The 21163-nt window shown below is 36.8% G+C and carries 21 protein-coding genes and 1 pseudogene; 16 read left to right on the forward strand and 6 right to left on the reverse strand.

The genetic code is table 11. The annotated features are described in order from the left end of the window. Positions 1 to 296 precede the first annotated feature (296 nt). Positions 297 to 437 (forward strand): DUF3953 domain-containing protein, encoded by a 141-nt coding sequence (locus F7731_RS27315; protein ID WP_425482012.1) that lies wholly within the window; start codon positions 297 to 299, stop codon positions 435 to 437. A 37-nt stretch (positions 438 to 474) separates the two neighbouring features. On the opposite strand, the gene F7731_RS14445 is transcribed toward F7731_RS27315, so the two are convergent. Further along, positions 475 to 1302 carry a TetR/AcrR family transcriptional regulator gene (locus F7731_RS14445; RefSeq protein WP_151535493.1) on the reverse strand — a complete coding sequence of 276 codons (828 nt, stop codon included), beginning with the start codon at positions 1300 to 1302 and terminating at the stop codon, positions 475 to 477. A gap of 99 nt (positions 1303 to 1401) precedes the next feature. Here F7731_RS14445 and F7731_RS14450 point away from each other — a divergent pair, with 99 nt between their 5' ends. From F7731_RS14450 to F7731_RS14465, 4 genes are all read left to right on the forward strand, one after another. Continuing rightward, positions 1402 to 4485, forward strand: a complete 3084-nt coding sequence (locus F7731_RS14450; RefSeq protein WP_151535650.1) for an efflux RND transporter permease subunit — start codon at positions 1402 to 1404, stop codon at positions 4483 to 4485. A gap of 522 nt (positions 4486 to 5007) precedes the next feature. Further along, entirely contained in the window at positions 5008 to 5352 is a 345-nt protein-coding gene (locus F7731_RS14455) for an ArsR/SmtB family transcription factor (protein ID WP_151535651.1), read from the forward strand. A gap of 29 nt (positions 5353 to 5381) precedes the next feature. Next, a complete protein-coding gene (locus F7731_RS14460) occupies positions 5382 to 5897 on the forward strand; it encodes an SRPBCC domain-containing protein (protein WP_151535494.1) in 516 nt (171 codons plus the stop codon). 85 nt (positions 5898 to 5982) lie between these two features. After that, positions 5983 to 6363, forward strand: a complete 381-nt coding sequence (locus tag F7731_RS14465; RefSeq protein ID WP_151535495.1) for a VOC family protein — start codon at positions 5983 to 5985, stop codon at positions 6361 to 6363. A 350-nt stretch (positions 6364 to 6713) separates the two neighbouring features. On the opposite strand, the gene F7731_RS14470 is transcribed toward F7731_RS14465, so the two are convergent. Then, positions 6714 to 7268 (reverse strand): hypothetical protein, encoded by a 555-nt coding sequence (locus tag F7731_RS14470; RefSeq protein WP_151535496.1) that lies wholly within the window; start codon positions 7266 to 7268, stop codon positions 6714 to 6716. A gap of 71 nt (positions 7269 to 7339) precedes the next feature. On the opposite strand from F7731_RS14470, the pseudogene F7731_RS26880 reads away from it, so the two are divergent. From F7731_RS26880 to F7731_RS14485, 3 genes and pseudogenes are all read left to right on the forward strand, one after another. Continuing rightward, positions 7340 to 7492 (forward strand): annotated as a pseudogene (locus F7731_RS26880) (alpha/beta fold hydrolase); the annotation flags it as partial. Between the two features lie 339 nt (positions 7493 to 7831). Beyond that, positions 7832 to 8179, forward strand: a complete 348-nt coding sequence (locus F7731_RS14480) for a VOC family protein (protein WP_151535652.1) — start codon at positions 7832 to 7834, stop codon at positions 8177 to 8179. Between the two features lie 356 nt (positions 8180 to 8535). After that, positions 8536 to 9528, forward strand: a complete 993-nt coding sequence (locus F7731_RS14485) for a zinc-dependent alcohol dehydrogenase family protein (protein ID WP_151535497.1) — start codon at positions 8536 to 8538, stop codon at positions 9526 to 9528. Positions 9529 to 9635: 107 nt separating this feature from the next. Here the strand turns inward: F7731_RS14485 and F7731_RS14490 are convergent, their stop codons facing one another. Then, on the reverse strand, positions 9636 to 11279 hold the full coding sequence (locus tag F7731_RS14490; RefSeq protein ID WP_151535498.1) for a hypothetical protein: 1644 nt from the start codon (positions 11277 to 11279) through the stop codon (positions 9636 to 9638). Positions 11280 to 11281: 2 nt separating this feature from the next. Continuing rightward, positions 11282 to 12061, reverse strand: a complete 780-nt coding sequence (locus tag F7731_RS14495; RefSeq protein WP_151535653.1) for an ABC transporter ATP-binding protein — start codon at positions 12059 to 12061, stop codon at positions 11282 to 11284. Positions 12062 to 12273: 212 nt separating this feature from the next. Between F7731_RS14495 and F7731_RS14500 the strand changes: the two genes are divergently transcribed. The 6 genes from F7731_RS14500 to F7731_RS14525 all read left to right on the forward strand — a co-directional run bounded on the left by F7731_RS14500 (position 12274) and on the right by F7731_RS14525 (position 15739). After that, positions 12274 to 12495: a hypothetical protein gene (locus F7731_RS14500; protein WP_151535499.1), complete on the forward strand. Its 222-nt coding sequence runs from the start codon at positions 12274 to 12276 to the stop codon at positions 12493 to 12495. Between the two features lie 137 nt (positions 12496 to 12632). Beyond that, positions 12633 to 13295 carry an MBL fold metallo-hydrolase gene (locus F7731_RS14505; protein WP_151535500.1) on the forward strand — a complete coding sequence of 221 codons (663 nt, stop codon included), beginning with the start codon at positions 12633 to 12635 and terminating at the stop codon, positions 13293 to 13295. Positions 13296 to 13457: 162 nt separating this feature from the next. Next, positions 13458 to 13853 carry a VOC family protein gene (locus tag F7731_RS14510; RefSeq protein ID WP_151535501.1) on the forward strand — a complete coding sequence of 132 codons (396 nt, stop codon included), beginning with the start codon at positions 13458 to 13460 and terminating at the stop codon, positions 13851 to 13853. An 81-nt stretch (positions 13854 to 13934) separates the two neighbouring features. Next, positions 13935 to 14345 (forward strand): hypothetical protein, encoded by a 411-nt coding sequence (locus tag F7731_RS14515; protein ID WP_151535502.1) that lies wholly within the window; start codon positions 13935 to 13937, stop codon positions 14343 to 14345. 157 nt (positions 14346 to 14502) lie between these two features. Further along, a complete protein-coding gene (locus F7731_RS14520; RefSeq protein ID WP_151535503.1) occupies positions 14503 to 15009 on the forward strand; it encodes a DNA topology modulation protein in 507 nt (168 codons plus the stop codon). A 196-nt stretch (positions 15010 to 15205) separates the two neighbouring features. Further along, on the forward strand, positions 15206 to 15739 hold the full coding sequence (locus F7731_RS14525) for a DUF1572 family protein (RefSeq protein ID WP_151535504.1): 534 nt from the start codon (positions 15206 to 15208) through the stop codon (positions 15737 to 15739). A gap of 343 nt (positions 15740 to 16082) precedes the next feature. Here F7731_RS14525 and F7731_RS14530 read toward each other — a convergent pair whose 3' ends face one another. Further along, positions 16083 to 17285 (reverse strand): MFS transporter, encoded by a 1203-nt coding sequence (locus F7731_RS14530; protein ID WP_151535505.1) that lies wholly within the window; start codon positions 17283 to 17285, stop codon positions 16083 to 16085. 25 nt (positions 17286 to 17310) lie between these two features. Then, positions 17311 to 17892, reverse strand: coding sequence for a TetR/AcrR family transcriptional regulator (locus tag F7731_RS14535; protein WP_151535506.1), 582 nt, complete (start codon positions 17890 to 17892; stop codon positions 17311 to 17313). Between the two features lie 721 nt (positions 17893 to 18613). Between F7731_RS14535 and F7731_RS14540 the strand changes: the two genes are divergently transcribed. Together F7731_RS14540 and F7731_RS14545 are read left to right on the forward strand one after the other, a co-directional pair. Continuing rightward, positions 18614 to 19468 carry a MurR/RpiR family transcriptional regulator gene (locus F7731_RS14540; protein ID WP_151535507.1) on the forward strand — a complete coding sequence of 285 codons (855 nt, stop codon included), beginning with the start codon at positions 18614 to 18616 and terminating at the stop codon, positions 19466 to 19468. A 204-nt stretch (positions 19469 to 19672) separates the two neighbouring features. Next, entirely contained in the window at positions 19673 to 21154 is a 1482-nt protein-coding gene (locus F7731_RS14545; protein WP_151535508.1) for an amino acid permease, read from the forward strand. Positions 21155 to 21163: the final 9 nt, after the last annotated feature.

The raw sequence follows: 21163 nt of genomic DNA on the forward strand, positions 1-21163 counted from the left end.
AGACAAGCTAAGTTAGAAGAATGGGGACCATTAAGTTAGTGGACCTTTTGGGGGAATACCCTTAAAACAAAGAATGCTTTAGTCAAATAAATGAACAAAAATGAAGCTGCGTTGGCAGCTTTTTTGTGCCCCGATTAAAAAGTTCTAGCCACATCTCCAATAGTTAGTGTTGATAAAACTACTTGTAAGGGAGAATAAAAATGTTATTCATTTTAAGAATCATTTTATCCGCCATCACACTATCGTTGTCAGTATATTGTTTTGTAACCGAAAGATTTGAATATATGCCGCTAATGATGTTATCCCTAGGTGCAATGCTATTTGTATCCGGTCTACACGAACTTAGTAAAAACAAAAAGGCGATTTGGGGGTATTTCAGTATAGCTGTCTCAGTATTTGTCGTCTTTTCCACAATCGAGAGGTTCATAAATCGTTGAAAAGAGCAGACCGATTAAACCGTTCTGCTCCATCATTTTAAACCTCAAAATAATTCCTCAGCAAATAAGAAACCCACTTACACTCCGAATGATTTCGTATATTTTCGAGAAGTCCTTTGACGATCGCAGGACTTAAAGTCGGATTTAACAGCTGCTGCTTTAAAAGAATTAATGATTCCTTTTCAATCGGTTCTTCAATGTCTGCTATCTTTTCTTCTATTATTTCAATCAACTGATCCTTTGTTATTTCTTCATTCAGCGGCTGCTTAAGAATTTGAAAGAGTTCATGAGAAATGAATGGGACAGTCATTTGTTTTGCGAGCAGATTTGTTTTCTCCACAAGCGATTGAGAGAGATGTTTCAAATCGAGTGGCGAATTATAGAATAAAAATAGCTGTGAATATGTGTGCATAAAGCCTTTTATACAAAAAATTAAATCATATTTTATCGGATCGATCCCTTTTCCATATAAACGTTCAATCAACAATAAAAGAGATTTATCAATTAGCGTATCATAGTGACGCATTTTTAAAAAGAAGTCTTTATTAAACGAATGGGATTGTTCTTTCATAAGGATTTTCGCGAAATTAGAATGCTTATGAAAAGAATGAAATGTTGTGTAGTAAAAATCATATAAAAGATTATTTTCTGGGCTTCTGACTATATGGTCAATATCAGAAGTGTATTCCATCATAAATTGATCGATGATAGCTAAAATTAATTCATCCTTTGATTTGAAAGACAAGTAGAAAGCACCTTTAGAAATGCCGCAATAGTCGGTGATTTGTTGAACAGTAGTGGCATCAAATCCTTGAGTCGCAAAAAGCTCTAAAGCTTTTTCCATTATTAATTGTTTTTTCATCATTTTCTTTTCATCGCTCCTAGGTCTTTCGTTGACAAATGACTCATTGGTCATTATTATAGGAAAATGAGACTAATAAGTCAATTAAGGGTAGGTGTAGATGTGAAAGGGTTAGTCAATTTTGTAATAAAGAATAAACTAGCAGTTTGGCTGCTAACGATTATTATTGTTTTTTCGGGAATATACTCAGGTACACGAATGAAAATGGAGACCATTCCGGATATTTCGATTCCATTCTTAATGGTTATGGATGTGTATCCAGGTGCGACTCCTGAGCAAGTCATGAATGATGTATCCATGCCGATAGAGAAGGCGGTTGAGGGCTTAGAACACGTGAAATCCGTCAACTCCAATTCATATTCTAACATGTCAAGCATTCAGGTGGAATATGAATACGGCATTGATATGGATGAGGCAAAGCGCGCATTGGATTCTGCGATCGATGCTGTGAAATTACCTGAAGGCGCGCAAAAGCCAACCATAACAGCTATTAGTATGAACATGATGCCAGTTGTGGCATTAAGCGTCAGCAGCACGAAAGAAGATATTATTGAATTAACGTCAACAGTTGAGGATATTTTACTTCCGAAAATCGAGAAAATTGATGGAGTTGCCTCTGCGACGATAACAGGGCAGCATATTGAGGAAGTGGATCTTACTTATAATAAAGCCAAAATGGCAGAGTTTGGTTTAACAGAAGATTCTGTTAAACGAATGATCCAAGCAAGTAATCTATCAGTTTCTCTAGGACTTTATGAGTTTGAAAAGGGCGAACAAGCTGTAGCGATCGATGGTAAGTTTACGACCATTGAAGAACTGAATAATATGCTGATTCCTGTCACACCATCAGCAACACAGCCTTCACCATTTGTGAAGCTTAGCGACATTGCTGAAGTTAAGGTAGTTGGGAAGGTACAATCGATTTCCCGCACAAATGGGAAAGATGCCATTGCGATTCAAATCGTTAAAAGCCAGCAGGCAAATACGGTTGATGTTGTAAACAGTGTGAAAAAGCTAGTTAAAGAAGAAAAGGCAAGAATTGATGGTCTTGTTATCGATGTCACACTTGACCAAGGAGAGCCGATTGAGCAATCTGTTTCAACGATGATGGAAAAAGCAGTATTTGGCGGTTTGATTGCCGTATTAATCATTCTGCTATTCTTGAGGGATTTTAAATCTACCATTATCTCGATCGTTTCTATTCCAGTTTCGATCCTAATGGCGTTACTCATTTTAAACTGGATGGACATTACGCTTAATATTATGACACTTGGTGCGATTACAGTTGCGATCGGCCGTGTAATTGATGACTCTATCGTTGTAGTAGAAAATATTTACCGTCGTCTCCATTTAAAAGGAGAGAAATTAACGGGCCGTGCGCTTATTCGTGAAGCAACGATTGAGATGTTTAGACCAATTTTATCATCGACCATCGTAACGGTTGCGGTATTTGCCCCATTGATCTTCGTTGGCGGCATGGTTGGCGAGCTGTTCGCACCGTTTGCATTAACGATGACGTTTGCGCTTGGAGCTTCATTAATTGTGGCGATTACAATCGTTCCGGCATTATCTCACTTCTTATTTAAGAAGAAGCTATATAGTGAGAAGACGGAAAGCAGTCATAAAGAGGCTGGCAAATTATCGAAGTGGTATAGAGGAGTTCTTGAAAAGACGTTGAATCATAAAGTGATTACGTCCATCCTAGCTATTGTTTTATTAGCCGGAAGCTTGGCTTTAACGCCATTAATTGGTTTTAGTTTCATGGGCAGCGAAGAAGATAAGGTGATGTATTTAACATACACACCGAAAGCAGGAGAGCTGCGAGATGAGACGTTAGAAAATATTAAAGTTGTCGAAGAAAAGATGCTAAAACGTGACGATATTGATATCGTTCAAATATCTGTAACCGATAGTGGCGACCAGATGGCTGCCATGATGGGCGGCGGAGGAAAAGGCGGATTAATGTACTTAATCTTTGATCCGGATATGAAAGACTTCCCAAAAGTGCGTGAAGAAATTGAAGAGTATGTGAAGAACATTGGTCAATCTGGCAAATGGAAAAGCCAAAACTTCTCTTCCATGTCCATGGCTTCAGATAAATTAAGCTATACATTATACAGTGAAGATTTAAATAAACTAAATAAATCTGTAGAAAAAGTAGAAGAAGCTTTAAAGAAAAACAAAGGCTTAAAAGATGTTTCCTCCAGTGCAGAGGAAGCTTATGTTGAGTATACATTCAAAGTAGCTCAAGACGAATTATTGAAATATGGTTTAACAGCAGGGCAAATTGTCATGATGTTAAATCCGACAAGAACAGAAAATGTTTTAACAACGATTGAAAAAGACGGAAATTCATTAAATGTAATCGTACAGCAGGAACAAGCTGTACAGCCTAAATCAATCGATGATCTTTTAGCAAAACAAGTACCGATAGCTCTTGGTACGACTATGCCGCTTTCTGAGCTTGTCACAGTTGAAAAAGGAACGACATTAAATACGCTTGCGCGCAGTAAAGGCGAGTATTACGCAAGTGTGTCAGGCACAATCATTGGTGATGATATTTCAAAAGCGACATCTGAAGCAGGTAAAGCGATTGATAAATTAGATCTGCCTAAAGGAGTAACAGTCGACGTTGGTGGTGTTGCTGCTGATATGAATGAAACCTTTACACAACTCGGAGTGGCGATGCTCGCGGCGGTTGCTATTGTGTATTTCGTTCTAGTTGTTACATTTGGCGAAGGTCTTGCACCATTTGCGATTTTATTCTCGCTTCCATTCACAGTAATAGGATCATTTGTTGGACTATTGATAGCGGGTGAAACGATTTCTGTGTCTGTCATGATGGGTCTATTAATGCTAATCGGTATCGTCGTCACGAACGCGATCGTCCTTGTAGACCGAATCGTTCGGATGGAACGTGGTGGCATGCCAATGCGTGAAGCGATCCTTGAAGGGGGAGCAACACGTCTGCGTCCGATCCTCATGACAGCGATCGCAACAATTGGAGCATTAGTACCATTAGCCTTCGGTGCTGGTGGTGGGGGACTGATTTCTAAAGGACTCGCCGTTACAGTTATTGGCGGATTAATCAGCTCCACATTATTAACATTAATCATTGTTCCGATCGCTTATGAAGTATTATCTAAGATGTTTAAGAAAAACCGTATGGAAATAGAAGAGAATTAATGGGGAGCCCCGCGAGATGAATGAGTCATCTTGCGGGGCTTTTTTGGATTGGAGTAAATAGCAAATAGCTTGTTTTATTCGATATCCGAGTAAAATGTCCACTATGAATCTTAAATGTTTATTGTTAAATTTGCGTCTCGATACCATGCTCGAAGAATATCACTTAAACTCGCAGTTAGTGGAAGAAGGAGTTTGTGGGTAAAATTGTATCTCGTGTCGTATAAACACAGAGTTTAAGGGAACTTTAATTAAAGTTCTTTCTTGCATAAGATGGTCACGAATGGATACATCGAGAAGAGTAAAGGTGCCAATCGATGATGATATGAATGGAACCTTCGACATACTCAACCTATGAAGGATTGGATTATGTGAATTCGGCACTGACCCGATATTACTTTAGTTTCTGAATATTCCTTGACGGGAATATTCCCAGTTGGGTATAATGGAATCAACAGGACGATAATACTAGTGATGATGCAGTTGTAATTTTACCGGAGACCATCACTTGACGAGGTGAGCGACATATCAGGGAAGATTCCGGGCGTGAACATGACGACGCTTAGCGCTTTGTCTGAACCAAATCGTATGAATATCGTCGAACTCTTGCGTAACGGTCCCTTGACAGTGGGGGAAATCGCCGACCAGCTAGGACTGAAGCAGCCCCAAACTTCGAAGCATCTAAAAGTGCTTAGCGACAACGGGATTGTGGAAGTGCAAGCCGAAGCTAACCGCCGCATCTACAAGCTTCGGCCCGAACCATTCCAAGCGCTGGATTCTTGGGTACAGTCCTTCCGGCGCGTGATGCAAGAAAGATTCGACACCCTAGATGATTATTTGAAGGAATTACAGAACAAGGAAGAATCATAAAATCAATTCATGATCAAGGAGGAATTACAATGTCAAACAATGCAATGATATCGAGAGTAGAGAACAATCGGGTACTGGTACTGGAGCGCGTTTTCGATGCGCCACGCGATCTCGTATTCAAGATGTTTAAAGAGGCGGAGCATCTGAAACGTTGGTGGGGGCCAAGGGGTTGGGAGATTCCAGTCTGCACCGTCGATTTCCGTCCGGGAGGCGTGTGGCACTACTGTATGAAGTGTGTCGATCAGAATCTGGGTCAATTTTTTGGTATGGAAGCCTGGGGTAAAGGGGTCTATAAGGAGATTATCGAGCCGGAGAAGATCGTCTATACTGATTACTTTTCGGATTCCGAAGGCAATGTGAATGACTCCATGCCGTCGACCGAGATGACATTGGAATTCATCGATTTGGGGGGAAAGACAAAGCTAATAAACCGTGCTGAATATGTTTCCGAAGAGGCCCTTAAGACCGTCATGGACATGGGCATGCTGCAGGGCATCACCGAAACTTGGGACCGCTTGAACGAGCTTGTGGAGTCGCTGCAGTAGAGTTACCGTAAATCTGATTTTAGTATTAAAAAAGTTTAGAATCATTGAGTTTTGTAATTAATTATATAAAGGAGTGTAAATATCATTGATTAGTAATGTAGGTCAAATCATGTTGTATGTTAATAACCAAGATGATGCAAAGGAATTTTGGACAGAAAAAGTAGGGTTTAGTGTAATTTCAGAGGAAGACAATGGTCAAGGTATGAGATGGATTGAAATTGCTCCAACTAAAGAAGCCGAAACAAGCATTATTCTCCATAATAAGGAATTAATTGCGAAAATGTCGCCTGAATTAAATCTTGGAACACCTTCTTTAATGTTCTTCTCGAAAAATTTTGATAATTTATATAGTGACTTATCAAACAAAAACGTGACAGTCGGAGAAATTGTAAATATGCCTTCAGGTAGAGTATTTAATTTTGCAGATAGTGAAAATAATTACTTTGCAGTAATGGAAAAAAAGTGAATTTCTTTATGAGTGCGATGCTTGAATAAAGGCATCGCCTTTTTTTGTTTAATTTATGAAACAGATTGGAAGGATTTGCACTTAAAGTAACGTGGAGCATTAATAGAAGAACAATTAAGTGATTTTAGGATTCAGAGATATCTTTGTTATTCCATTAAAGGGCACATTTCTAGAGCAAGAAACGTGCTCTTTTTAATGAGTTGAGCCATAATATGGAGTAACTTATTGTGATAATTATGGGAATTTGAAATAATTGTTACTAAGTAAAAGGGCAGGTTAGATAAAGTAAAATAATTATAGGAAGACAGCACATTTCCAATAATGGAACCAACCCGCCGATTTAGTTTGCCTTAAAATGCGGCGATACCGGGATCAGCAGTATGAGATTGTTTTGGGAATAGGAATCCTGTGGTGTAGGGTGACGATTGACCTTTTAATCGCAAGGCTTTTTCAATTTCAACCGCAGCATGCATTGCATTTTCTACGGTTCGCTTGCCAGTCACAATGTCGTGCATCAAGTTTAAAGCCATAATATTCGTCGATTCATGATCGCATTTAGCCGTAGCTTCACCAGCCGTTCGGTCTGGATATAAACTACCATCAAACTGTGCTAATTCATCAAAGAATTGAACAGGAACTTTATAATCAATGGTTTGTGCTAAATAATCAAGATGGGGAGTCGGACTGTTATGAAGTACTGTATCAAGATGAACAATCGTACGCTTCCAAGGACCATTGTTATACCAGATAATTCTTCTTGAACTTGCTTCATTAGGTAAACCATACTTATTGACTAACAAATAAACAGTTTTTTTTGGTTCCCCAGTCCACCCTTCCAAAATTTGATCTAAAAATGGATGAAGACTTGGATGTTGACGGTAATAACCGCTAAAGCCATTATTCATTATAAAATCCCTCCTAACATATTTTATACTAGTCATTTGTCCATAGTTACACTTGGCAGATTGAAAAGCACAAACAAGCAGCAAGTTGGTCGACAGCTGCTATTATAATTACATTAAGAGATGAGAAGCTGCATGCGGATCTTCCAAAAATTAATGTCTCTACTTTAATCATCCACAGCATTCATGACAAAGTTATTCCATTTGCACAAGCTACGGACAGTAATATATTTGCTGTAATTATTAGGCTCGATACATTGTTCAACTAAGTATCGTTAATTCAACAAGCTAAAGGGCTACAATTATCATCATTATCTTGATCTTCCACAAGAGGGTGCCATCCTGGAACAAGGTTTGCACTCATTTTTCATTTTAGGGCCATTTAATGGAGGAAGAATATCAAGAAAAATTGAATACTTATGGTAATGATAATATATGGTGTTTGTGAAAGATTGTACTCAAACTAATGGAAGAGGTTGGTTGAAGAAGGAATTTGTTTTTATTTCTAGAATTTCTAAATTAATCGAAAAATTAAAGAAATTAGAGAAGGGAGCGAGTTTATTATGATGATAAAAGGTTTCGGGGGAATATTTTGGAGGACTAAAAATCTAGATGCTATAAAAAAATGGTACAGTGAAGTGCTGAAGATTGAAATAGAAAATTGGAATGGGAGTATTATTAAACCCCATTCAGAAAATGAAACTATCTTTTCTTTTTTTACTGAAGATGACCTTTACTTCCCAAGAGAACAGCAAGTGATGTTAAATTTCCAAGTTTATAATCTAAACGAGACTATTAAGCATCTTGAACAAATTGGTGTACCTCTTGTAAAGGAAAAAGAGGTTAGTGAATTTGGTAAGTTTATTTGGATTAAAGATCCTGAAGGTAGACTGGTTGAGCTATGGGAGAAATAACGGGTTGTAATTATTCATATTTTTTGAACGAACGGTGCGTTAGTTTAATAAGAATTAAGTGATTGAATTTATTTTTAGTTACTCCATTAATGAGCACTATCCCTGAAAAAGGTAGTGCTCTTTTAAATATAAGGACAATTTTGTGGAACAACACCTTTGAGAGAATTAGATTTCAATGAAGTAGGACTCTATTATTAAATCTTTATTAATTGTTCTGTAATAGGGCGCTTTCCTGTAATAAGTAAAGTGCTTTTGGCCATTTAAGGGCCAATTAGTGAAAACTAAACTAACAAGGCAGTTGCGGTGAAAATGATATTATTAAATAAAACGGATTTGTAATAAGGAGACTAATAATTTTGGATGCAAAATGTATTAAATTCTATGAATTCGGTAGCCCTAAAGATGTGTTAAGAGTTGAGTCTAAAAATATTGAACCACCAAAGGATAATGAAGTCCTTGTTCGAATGTTAGCTCGCCCTATCAATCCTTCTGACTTAATACCGATTAGAGGTTCTTATTCTCATCGGATTTCTTTACCAAATATTCCGGGATATGAAGGAGTTGGTATAGTAGAAGATGTCGGCCCTTTAGTTTCTCATCATTTTATTGGTAAACGTGTTTTACCTTTGCGTGGGGAAGGTACATGGCAAGAGTTTGTTAAAACATCATCAGAATTTGCAGTTCCTATACCTAATTCGATTGATGATTTTACGGCAGCACAGATGTATATTAATCCAATTACAGCATGGGTAGTTTGTACAGAAGTTTTAAAATTAAAACCAAATGATGTTTTATTGGTTAATGCATGCGGTTCTTCTATTGGGCATATTTTCGCTCAATTATCGAAAGTATTAGGCTTTCGATTGATTGCAGTTACTAGAAATAATAAGTATACAGAGGAATTACTTCATCTTGGTGCTTTTTATGTGGTTGATACATCAAAAAGTTCCTTAAATAAAGTGGTTATGGAATTGACTAATGGAATGGGTGCTGATGCTGCTATTGATTCTGTTGGAGGTCCATCTGGAGACGATCTGGCTTTTTGTGTACACCCTAACGGAAATTTTTTAACGATTGGTCTTTTATCAGGGTTACAAGTGAACTGGGCAGAAATTATTAAAAAAGCAAAAGTGAATGCTAATATGTTTCATTTACGGAATTGGAATAAAAATGTCTCAGCAGATAAATGGCAAGAAACCTTTAATCATTTAATAAATCTAATAAGTGATAAAAAATTACGTTTGATGACGGTAGATTCTCAGTATGATTTATTGAATGTAAAAAGAGCTATTGAAGTTGTTGAATCTTCTAAGTTGACCAAAGGGAAAGTGTTTTTAACTAGCTATTGAGTTAATAATATCAACTATAAAAAAGCGTGGCTGTTCACTTTTAAACAGCCACTTTTTCGGTTTTAATACTAACTTGTGTGGCGTATATCGCTTCAGTTCCCAATAAATTATCCAATAATCTTTTCCCAAGTAATATTGAAAGCTAGTTTCCAAAGAGTAGCTAAACAAATGATGGCAATCACCATATATAAATAGACTCCGTAAGAGAACAAAGTGCCGACAAAATGTAAACCTGCAAACAATGCAACAAACAGCATTAAACCGAATACAAGGGCACCGTTGCTGTTTTGATTGTACTGATCAAAAGACTCCGAGAAGGGAATGGACTTTTTAAGAATCATAAAACAAATGACAGCATAAGTGCAGGCGTTTAAAAATACAACTATAAGATCTGGCAAAACTCTCACTCCAAATATGGCAATAAATACTGCACTTAAAAGCAAGTAAACTGGTAAATATAACTTAAAGATAAACGCCTTTATTGTACCGCTGAATATCGGCTTTAGTTGTTGTATAGGAGCAACCCTGTAAATCCACGCACCCTTATATTTTCCAGAAAACTTCAGGAGGATCATGATGGTAGGGATGATAATTAAGCTAAAATAAATGGTTAAATATGATTTGCTAGTGGATAGATTACTTAGGTTGGTATCAAATCCATTCATCATTAAAAAAAAAGGAATCACGACGGAAAAACCTAAAGATGGATACACCTTCAATTTAAAATCTCGTTCATTTTTCATCTTGGAGCTGGCAAAGCGGAAAAAGGCTCTTTCTTCATTTGAGTGACAAATGACTCTAAGGAATAAATGCCCAATCTTACTATGTTTATTTACCTTTGCTTTCCCATGATAAGTAAGCTTTTGAAGGTTTTGTTCAAAAGCATGATTAAATTTCATATAAATCCAAATGGATAGGAGAGGAATGAGGATTCCTAAAACTGAAAAGAAAAGGTAGAACGGATGAAAGGCACCATTCATCATCATTTCCGTAATTGCCCCATACCACATCGGAAAGATAAATACTTGCCACCATTGCGGTTCAAGCGAAACGGCTAAGTCAATAAACTGAAACGAGCGAACAAGCAATTGGTACCCAACCATAATCATAAGTGATAGCCCAATTTGGACATAATTAATGACATCTTTTAATTTTTCTCCATCAAAGAATCGTAAAAAAAAGAAATAGATAAGGGCGGTTAACCCAACAATCATCAGGTCAATCAAGATGATATTTACAATTGAAACTAGGGAAAATAAGAAACCATTTTTGACAAGCCCAACAATCAAAGGGATACTGACAAGCGCTATGGTAAGGAAAGAGAGATAAATGACAACATGCACCATTTTCGCGGTGCTAATTGTTTTTCGATCAACTGGCTTTGGAAACAGGATGTTTCGATCACGGATGTCTAGTAAAACAGACGAAAAATCGGAAATCATTGAGGTCATGACAAAAAACGTGAAAACCCCATAGAAGAGACTCATTTGAAAAAGATAATTTTTACCCATAAGTACAAAGGGAATCATAAACAGACTAAATAACACGTAAATCCATAATGATTTAATATACTGATTGTTATTTTCCTTGTCTTTTTTTTTCGCGTTTTGTGAGAAAATGGTGGGCACACGCCGGCCATCCATCGTTAGCTTAACTTGTAAGATTCTCCTCATAATCTTGTAATCTACGCCAAAGCTGATAAAAACTTTCTCAAAACGATCTAATAGTTTCAGCGTGCGATAGTCCTGCATTCTTACATCTCCTTTACGACCGATACAAATCTTCCACTAAGTTCTTTATGTTCATTAAATCCGGTAAGTTGGTTGAAAATTTGTTCAAGTGAACCCTTAGTATTTTGCTGTTTTAATTCTTCAAATGTACCATCTGCAGCAATTTTACCGTCATGCAGGAGAATGATGCGGCTGCTTATTTTTTCGACTACATCCATAATATGAGAAGAGTAGAAAATCGTTTTTCCTTGTTCGGCAAGTTGTGTCATGATTTCTTTAAAAATCATCACGCTGTTTGCATCCAAACCATTGATCGGTTCATCAAAAAATAAAAGCTCCGGATTATGCAAAAGACTAGAGATAATTAAAAGTTTTTGACGCATTCCTTTTGAGTAAGAGGCAATTCGAGAATAATAGACTTCGCCTACCCCGAATAGTTCCATTAGGCTTTTTGCTTTATAATCAGCGAGGTCAAGTTCGAGACCATACAATTCTCCAATAAAGGTTAAATATTCTTGGCCGGTTAAATTGTCATACACTTCGGCGATTTCCGGTACATAACCAATTTTTCTTTTATACTCGATATTCCCATCAGAAATATCATGACCAAAGATTTTGATCTCACCGAAATAATCGTCTTCAATGCCAAGTATGATTTTAACAGTGGTACTTTTCCCGGCACCATTCGGTCCAATATATCCAATGATTTCTCCTTTTTTCACTTGAAGAGAAACACCATTTAGGACTGACTTTGAGCCATAACTCTTTTTCAAATTAGTAATATCTAATAAAACTTCTTTCATCATCTTAATTTCTAATCCCCATTTCTGGATTATATATCCATTTAATCTGGTTCTAGTGTAACACAAACCTCTTTGCTTACATAAGAAAGAACAGAAAAATCCACAGCACGATAGGAGGAATAAACAATTGATAAAATGAAGTCATTTAAATGAAGAATTCGATTAAAAAGCCGTATATAGACACCTTTAAAAACGAAAGAAGGAATTTTGGATTGGAAAACAATAGACTGGATACTGGACCAGAAAAAATGAAAGCAGCTGGCTTTAAGGTAAAAACAAGAGAATATATTTTTGGCTGCAGATATGAATTTGTTTGGCTATACGTTTTTGTTCAACAAACGGGCCATATTGTTGAAGATCAGCAGGAACTTTTGAGAAGGAAGCTGAAGCTAATATTATGCTTGTGTTATTCAATTAAGGGTCAGTTAGTGTGATAATGAATAATTTTTGATACTACGGAATAATAGTATTTTACGTACAAAATTAGTTTTATTCTTTTAAACTTCTTGTGTAACCAATCCCATTCATTTTCTGACATCAATAAAATCTAATTATGAAGGAGACTTAAATTTTGGAAATTTCTAAGGGAGTAGAAATGCTCCACCTTGAATTTCATGGGAATATTATTCATCCAACTCTTTTATGGGATCAAGAAATGGCTGTTTTAATAGACACTGGATTCCCTGGTCAAATTGAAGATTTAAGTGTGGCAATGGAAAAGGTAGGAGTGTCGTTCGACAAACTAAAAGTTATCATTTTGACACATCAGGATATAGATCATATAGGTAGTCTTCCTGAGATATTACAGGAGTTTGGAAGTAATATTAAAGTTTATGCTCACGAACTAGATAAGCCTTATATACAGGGGGATTTACCTCTTTTGAAAGACGGGCACATAGAGAATCCACCGAAGGGAAAAGTGAATGATACCTTGATTGACGGCCAAGAACTGTCGTATTGTGGCGGGATTCGTGTCATATATACTCCAGGGCATACTCCTGGACATGTCAGCCTTTATTTGAAACAAAGTAAAACACTGATTGCCGGGGATTCGATGTACAGTGTAAACGGAATAATTGAGGGAATTCATGCCCCAACCGTACTAGATTTAAAAGAGGCTCGACTCTCTTTGAAGAAATACCTAGACATCGACATTGAATCTGTGGTTTGTTACCACGGGGGATTAAGTAAGGTAAATATTAATGATCAGATTCAAAAAGTAATTTCATATTAAAATTCTAGAAATTTCTTCAGCTATCGGGCGCGTTTATAGAGTAAGAAATGCGCCCTTCTTAATAAATTGAGCCATTTTGGAGAATAAGAGAAGGTGTATTTATATTACTTAGTAAAGAACTTGATAAAAAGTAACAGTGATTTATGTAATGGAGGGATATTTTTGAAAAAGGGGCTACTTCATCATATTGAAATATATGTATCGAACTTAAGTAAGTCAACTGATTTTTGGGGCTGGTTTCTCGAAGAACTAGGATACAGTTCTTTTCAGGAATGGGAAGGTGGACAAAGCTGGAAAATGGGAGATACATACATAGTTTTTGTGCAAACGGAAGAACGGTTCTTGGATATTCTATATCATAGATGTCGAGTAGGTCTTAATCATTTAGCATTTTACGCAGCTTCACGAGAACATGTAGATAATATTACTAAAAAATTAGAAGAGAAAGGAATTGCTATTCTTTATAAAGACCAACATCCTTTTGCAGGTGGAGATGATCATTATGCTGTTTATTTTGAGGATCCAGACAGAATAAAAGTTGAACTTGTAGCACCTTAATTATTAAGCTATCGGGCGCATTTCTGGGGCGAGAAATGCGTTCCTTACTATTGAATCAGGACAAATTGTGTGGGGGGTATTATGAAAGCTAATGCGATACTTGGAGTTTTTCTGATAATCATACTATCTGCTTGCTCATCAAGCTCACAGACTGTAGTTACGAATGAAACAATTTTTCAGGGTGAGGGAAAATATTGGACTGTAAAATACATTTATAATCCAGAACGATATGAGGAAAAAAAGGTAAATTGGATTGAAATTCACTTGAAAGGGTCCAAATTATCTGAAGATGATTTAAAAAATATTGATATTGAGTTAGAAACTAGAGATGGCTTGATTACAGGGAACGTAGGAGATATGGTGACAAAAATTAATGGCAACTCAATATTATTTTTAGTCGGTACTGTAAATAACGTGACGTATAAAGAGGATGAATATAAAATAACAATCAAATTTGGATACAAAACTGATGTTATTAAGCTGCAAGTCTAGCTGTCAATTTTAATACTGATAATGGAGCCTTATGTGACGGTTCCTCAATAAAGTTTTGATAACTATTTCTAATATTGATATTCATAATAGGGCGCGTTTATTTAGGAACGCGTCTTTTTTTATTAAAGCCGCCAGATTGTTGAATAAGGGGGTTCCTATGAAAAAGGTTGTACTTATTGGTTCGGGTGGATCAGGAAAATCCAAACTGGCAAGGCAATTAGGTGAAAAGTTAAAATTAAATGTTTATCATCTTGATGCTTTATTTTGGAAACCCAATTGGGTAGGTGTTCCAAAGGATAAACAAAGAAAAGTTCAAAATGATCTAGTGAAAAAAGAAGAATGGATTATTGATGGTAACTATGGTGGGACAATGGAAATAAGGCTAAATGCAGCAGATACAATAATTTTCCTTGATATTCATAGAACTATCTGTGTCTACCGTGCTTTTAAAAGGATGTTACAGTACCGGAATAAAACAAGACCAGATATGGGAGAAGGTTGCTCAGAAAGATTAGACTTGGCTTTTTTAAAATGGATATGGGATTATCCAAAAACAAAAAGACCCGAAATTTTAAAAAGGTTACAACAATTATCTGAAGATAAACAAGTCATTATTTTAAAATCACCAACAGAAGTTCAACAGTTTTTAGAAAAAGTACAATGACTTTTACTTCCTTATTTTTTAAATAAATGGTGTGATAGCATCAGAAAAAATAAGCTGATTCATATGCATTTTTTAAATTTCCGTTTATTCTATAAAAGGGCGCGATTCTTCGAGAATGAAGGGTCGTTTTTGCTTCTTCATATCGTAACAGGTTAGGTCAAGAATCGATGTTATAATTCAGACGGGGGCGTATATTTTGAGTAATTTTGAAAAGGAATTCCTCATAATTGCAATTGGGCAGTTTAAACACTTTAAAGAACGTGCAGAAAAGGGAATACAGCAATTGTCAGAAAAAGAATTTCACTGGAAGCCAAGTGAAGAGTCAAATAACATTGCAATAATTATCAAGCATTTAAGTGGGAATATGCATTCTCGCTGGGTGGATTTTTTGACTACTGATGGAGAAAAATCTTATAGAGATAGGGACTTGGAATTTGTTGATGATAATGAATCCAAGGAACATCTAATGCAAATTTGGGAAGAAGGATGGAAATTACTTTTTAATACAATTGAAAATCTTAAAGCTGAAGATTTATATAAAACCGTTACTTTGAGACAACAGCCTTTAAGTGTTTTACAAGCAATTCAAAATGAAGTAGCCCATATTAGTTATCACTTAGGCCAAATCCTATATATTGGAAAACAAATAAAGGACAAAGAATGGACAATTTTAAGTATTCCTAAGAACAGATCGAAGGAATTTAATGAGATGGTTTCAGTAAAAAGATGATAACTTTTCTTATTCAATTAACGCCGGCGCTTTTCTGAAATAAGGAAAGTGTCTTTCTTCATGAAAAGGGCCAGATTTTTGAACAACACCTCTATTGTGGATTTTAAATAAAGATTAATAATTTATAAAAGTTTTTTTGGCTTTGAAACTAATGTTTGTAATCAAAAACATGAAAGGGTCTGTCCCATAATTCAGTTATCCTGACTTATGGGACAGACCCTTTTTGTTCAAAGATGAGAAAGTATATTCTTTTCAAGTTAGAGAATTGTCTAGGTCCACTAGGAAAGCAACCAGGAACAATCTGAGTCTTTGATTGTTACGAAGGTGCCCTATGCTTTTCTAATTATTTCGCTAAGCTTTCTACCAATTGTTTTTCTTTCCACATGACTGTAATACCGAAGCCAATGACCATAATGACAGCAGCAAACAGATAAGGATAATGGATGTTTACGTCAAATAGTATTCCACCTATCGTTGGCCCAACGATATTTCCTAAGCTCGTATAGGTTGAGTTCATTCCAGCAACAAACCCTTGCTCTTTCCCGGCAGCTTTTGATAAAAATGTCGTCAATGCCGGGCGAAGCAGGTCAAATGCCAGAAAGATGAAGCTAGTTACCACCAGCACTGCCAAAAAGCTAGAGATCAACGTGGACGCCGCCGCCAATATTGAACCTATCACTAAACATAATTGGATTATTTTCTTTTCACCGAGTTTATCTACCATTTTGCCAAACAGAAATACTTGCACAATAACGCCGAAGATGGAGCTTATTGTAATTATGACTGCAATGTCCTTCGGCGCGAAGCCGAATTTATGATCAGAAAATAGGCTGAAAACAGTTTCATATGCTGACAAACCGAAAGCGAGTACAAATACAATCATAAAGGCAATAAAGTATAGCGGACTAAGTGATCTTTTTAAATCGCTTATAAAGTTTGTTTGCTTTGTATTAGCAGAAATTTCTGCAAGTTGTTCCTTTGTTAGCGGTTCCTTTAAAATAAATATGGATAAAATGCATGCTAAAAAGGCAATGGCTGCCGCAAAGTAGAAGGGCATGCGTATACCATATTCTGCAATAAAGCCACCGATGCCAGGTCCTATAATAAAGCCAGTGCTAATGGCGGCAGAAATATACCCCATCGCTTTCGGCCGTTCCCTAACGGATGTAATATCTGCTACATATGCAGTAACACCTGGCATAATAAAGGCCGCACTAAATCCCCCTAGAATCCTTGACAAATAAAGCACCGATACATTCGTTCCTAAACCAAAGATAAGTTCCGAAACACCAAAAAGGAATAAGCCGATTATAATGATTTTCTTTCTTCCATAACGGTCAACCCATCGTCCTGCGAGTGGCGACATAAGCAGTTGTGCCACTGCAAATATGGCAACAAGATAACCCATCGTCTTTCCTGATAAATGCATGATATTCATAAAAGACGGCATAACGGGGATTATGAGACCAATTCCTAAAAATGCAATGAATATATTGCTTAAAAGAATAATTAATACCGACTTTTGTTCTTTAATTGTTTTCTTCATGTATCATCACCTTTTTCTGTACGAATCATTGATGTGAAATACCCCTCCAAAATACTGTCCACGATGCTTCTAATTTATCCTTCAGCCGTTTCTCATCATTACCGTATACTAGTTCCAACATGATGGAGTCGGCTACTCCTAAGAAGGCGAAGGTCGGCGTTTTTGCTGCATCTCCGATAATTACTTTAGCATCGATCCAATCCTGAAATTTACCTTCCAGTATCGACTGAACCTTATCCTCGATATCGATTACTTCCTTTTCGATTACTTGTGCAAGATGTGCAGGCGGAAAAAATGACATACGCAGCCAAAACTTTAAATACTCATTTTTTTGAAAAAGGTCGATTACCAATTTTAGAAATCCATATAGATCCTTTTCAGGTTTTTGTGAATCAATTTTACTGAAATATTGCAGTTTTGAAGATAGCTCAGTCTCTTTCGCATCACGTAAAACTTGCAGAAAAAGATCATCCTTTCCATTAAAATGGGCGTAAATGGATTGCTTTTTCATGCCGACTTCTTCAGCTATTAGAGAAAGGGATGCTCCTTCATAACCATGAATTGTGAAATATTTTAGAGCTGCTTCCTTAATTGCATTGCTTTTCAATAAAATCACCTCTAATATAACGAACGTTCGTAAGCTACATTAGCAAATTAAATAACCATAAGCAAGCAGAAAATATATTTAGAAATCTAAACAAATAATTTCAATGTTAAATACTTTATTAAGAAATATTGTAATACAGATTATTATTTCAGTTATCGACTTGGGGTCTTATCTGTAATATTGTACAGCACGGTAATGCAGAACAATCTAGAGAAGAGTAATCCATTTTTTCTTCAAAAAGGTGACGTTCGTTGAGGATCGAGGGCTGTTTACACAGCTTTCTTTGAGCAAACGGATAGCTTTTTCAAGCAATTGTTGATCCAAAGTGATCTTACTCTTCTACGATTGTTATTCAACATTTCCTGAAACATATGTGGAGTTAACTTCTTATTTGGCAGGCAGTAACCTTTAATCATTGTTTGGATCCACCGGACCGTACATGCCCCCCTACGGGGGCAAAACACCCAACTTAGGGTATCGTCTTATCGAAAGAGCTCTTTTTGATTTAGTTAATTAAGGGGCCCCACCAACAAAATGCAGTTTATTAGTGAAGAGCCCATTTAAAAGTCATCACTAATATTTTTCGCAAAATAATCTCAATAGTTGAAATTTTCCTTCACAATCTAATTTAATTATGATACGTTATATACAATTGACGCATTTGATGCAACGTAGTAAAAAAATGAAGCAAAAACTTCGCGATTGAAAGGATCGATAAAAAATGGAAGGTATCCCCTTTAAAGTGTTATTAAAAGAAAAATTCCCACAGTTGTCAGCGGGTCAAAAAAAAGTGGCCAATTATCTAATTGAAAACTTGGACAAAGCCACTTTCCAAACAGCTTATCAAATTGGAAGAAAGGCAGAGGTCAGTGAGACAACGGTCATTCGCTTTTCTTTTGTATTAGGGTTTGAAGGCTTTAGTGAGATGCAGGCGATCATTCAAAAACAACATCTTCAACAAAATAAAACGGATCTATCTGATGAAGCCATTTCCCATGAATCTAACGATGAGAAGGATACCTTTACAAAAGTAATCGAAAATGAAGTTCTAATTTTAAGGCATCTATTAAATCCAATAAATGTTCAAGATATTTGGAAAGCAGTTGATGCCTTGATAGAGGCTGATCAAATTTTAATTGCCGGACATGGGATTTCTTATGTCGCTGCGAATTGGTTCTCCCATATGCTGGGATCTATAAGGGGAAATGTGAGTTTATGCTCGCCAGCGGGAGACTTTTTCGAGAAGTTCTGTAATCTTACAGATAAGTCTGCCGTCGTTGTTTTTTCGTTCCCGCGATATGCAAAGGACATGTTAAAAATTGCGGAATGCACGAAAGAACAGGGGATTAGCCTCATTTCCGTTACAGATCGTCTTCTTTCTCCTGTTGGGCGTATTTCTGATATTACCTTAACAACAGAAGAAAACGTTGAAATCGGAACGAACTCCATCGCATCCGTCATTAGTTTACTAGATTTAGTGATCGCCGGCATTTATGAGAAAGACCAAAAACGGATCCAGATACACCAGCAAAGATTAGAAAAACTGTATTCGAACTATGAAGTATTTGTCGAATAGGAAGGGACGCTCATGTTGAGCTACTCACCGCTTAACACCCTTAAAGGTTGTTTGAAATGGGACAGCCATTTCCTGGTCTATAGAAGAATTCGTGCCCGCTGCGGTTATCAATGAAAGCGCTTCATTATGGTGTGGAAATAACTAAAACGATACTACTAGCCTCGGAAAAATAAAACTTATAAAAAGTGAACAAAGGGGTGTAATATGCAAAACCATCTAACCAAAAACCAAACAACCATACAAACCAGTTCAAGTGAAATGCACCTGGAGAGAAAGCTGAAAACAAGACACCTATCTATGATTGCAATCGGTGGAACGATTGGAACGGGTTTATTTTTAGCCAGCGGCACCATTATTCATACGGCTGGTCCCGGAGGCGCTGTAGTTGCCTATCTTATTGCTGGAATTATGGTGTATTTTCTGATGACAAGTTTAGGTGAAATGGCCGCCTTTATTCCAATTACTGGTTCCTTTAGCACCTATACATCAAGATTTGTCGATCCAGCTTTAGGATTCGCTATTGGCTGGAACTATTGGTATAACAACGCCATTGTTGTGGCACTTGAATTAGCTGCCTCCTCTCTTATTATGAAGTATTGGCTGCCAGATGTTCCGGGTATTATATGGAGCATTTTGTTTCTCGCACTTATATTGGGGTTAAATATATTATCTGTAAAAGGATTTGGAGAATCTGAATATTGGTTTGCGATCATTAAGGTTGCGACGATTATTATTTTCATTGTAGTAGGGATTCTAATGATATTTGGTATTATGGGCGGAAATCCGGCAGGTTTTGAAAACTTCACAAAAGGAGAGGCTCCATTTAAAGGAGGCTTCTTATCCATATTAAGTGTTTTTATGGTTGTCGGATTTGCGTTTACAGGCACCGAGTTAGTAGGGATTACAGCGGGTGAGAGTGAGAACCCCGAAAAAAGTATTCCCAAAGCGGTTAAGCAAATTTTCTGGAGACTGCTATTGTTCTACGTATTGGCGATTATTGTCATTGGATTCTTAATCAACTATAATGACCCGCGCTTATTAAGTTCAGATATTGAAGATGTGGCAATGAGTCCATTCACACTTGTGTTTCAAAATGCAGGAATTGCCGTTGCTGCCTCTGTTATGAATGCGGTAATCCTTACATCTGTTTTATCTGCAGGGAATTCTGCTATGTACGGCGCTTCACGTGTTCTTTGGGTATTAGCGGAGGAAGGGAAAGCTCCTGCTTTTCTAAAAAAAGTGAATGCAGGCGGGATTCCAATGAATGCGATTTACGTCTCTACTATTATTGGGATGGCGGCTTTTCTAACTTCTTTTTTCGGAGAAGGAACGGTTTATACTTGGTTATTAAATGCAGCAGGTTTATCCGGATTTTTAACATGGTTAGGAATCTCGATTACACATTATCGCTTCCGAAAGGCATATCTAGCACAAGGAAGGGATTTGGGTAAGTTACCTTATGTATCAAAGTGGTACCCATTCGGTCCCATTTTATCTACCGTTTTATGCCTTATTGCGATACTCGGTCAAAATTTCACTGCCTTTACTGGACAGGTGATTGACTGGTACGGATTATTCGTTTCCTATATCGGGCTACCGCTGTTTTTACTCATATATCTTGGCTATAAAGTCATAAAGAAAACAAAAATGGTCCCATTAAAGGAAGCTGATTTTAGTCGAGAATAAACTTTTTTC

Source organism: Cytobacillus depressus, assembly GCF_008923245.1.
In the GTDB taxonomy this organism is placed as follows: Bacteria; Bacillota; Bacilli; order Bacillales; family Cytobacillaceae; genus Cytobacillus; species Cytobacillus depressus.

Coding starts and splice junctions, on each gene's coding strand:
- F7731_RS27315 (WP_425482012.1), top strand. CDS start 297: ATGTTATCCCTAGGTGCAATGCTATTTGTATCCGGTCTACACGAACTT.
- F7731_RS14445 (WP_151535493.1), bottom strand. CDS start 1,302: ATGATGAAAAAACAATTAATAATGGAAAAAGCTTTAGAGCTTTTTGCG.
- F7731_RS14460 (WP_151535494.1), top strand. CDS start 5,382: ATGTCAAACAATGCAATGATATCGAGAGTAGAGAACAATCGGGTACTG.
- F7731_RS14470 (WP_151535496.1), bottom strand. CDS start 7,268: ATGAATAATGGCTTTAGCGGTTATTACCGTCAACATCCAAGTCTTCAT.
- F7731_RS14480 (WP_151535652.1), top strand. CDS start 7,832: ATGATAAAAGGTTTCGGGGGAATATTTTGGAGGACTAAAAATCTAGAT.
- F7731_RS14490 (WP_151535498.1), bottom strand. CDS start 11,279: ATGCAGGACTATCGCACGCTGAAACTATTAGATCGTTTTGAGAAAGTT.
- F7731_RS14495 (WP_151535653.1), bottom strand. CDS start 12,061: ATGAAAGAAGTTTTATTAGATATTACTAATTTGAAAAAGAGTTATGGC.
- F7731_RS14515 (WP_151535502.1), top strand. CDS start 13,935: ATGAAAGCTAATGCGATACTTGGAGTTTTTCTGATAATCATACTATCT.
- F7731_RS14520 (WP_151535503.1), top strand. CDS start 14,503: ATGAAAAAGGTTGTACTTATTGGTTCGGGTGGATCAGGAAAATCCAAA.
- F7731_RS14530 (WP_151535505.1), bottom strand. CDS start 17,285: ATGAAGAAAACAATTAAAGAACAAAAGTCGGTATTAATTATTCTTTTA.
- F7731_RS14540 (WP_151535507.1), top strand. CDS start 18,614: ATGGAAGGTATCCCCTTTAAAGTGTTATTAAAAGAAAAATTCCCACAG.
- F7731_RS14545 (WP_151535508.1), top strand. CDS start 19,673: ATGCAAAACCATCTAACCAAAAACCAAACAACCATACAAACCAGTTCA.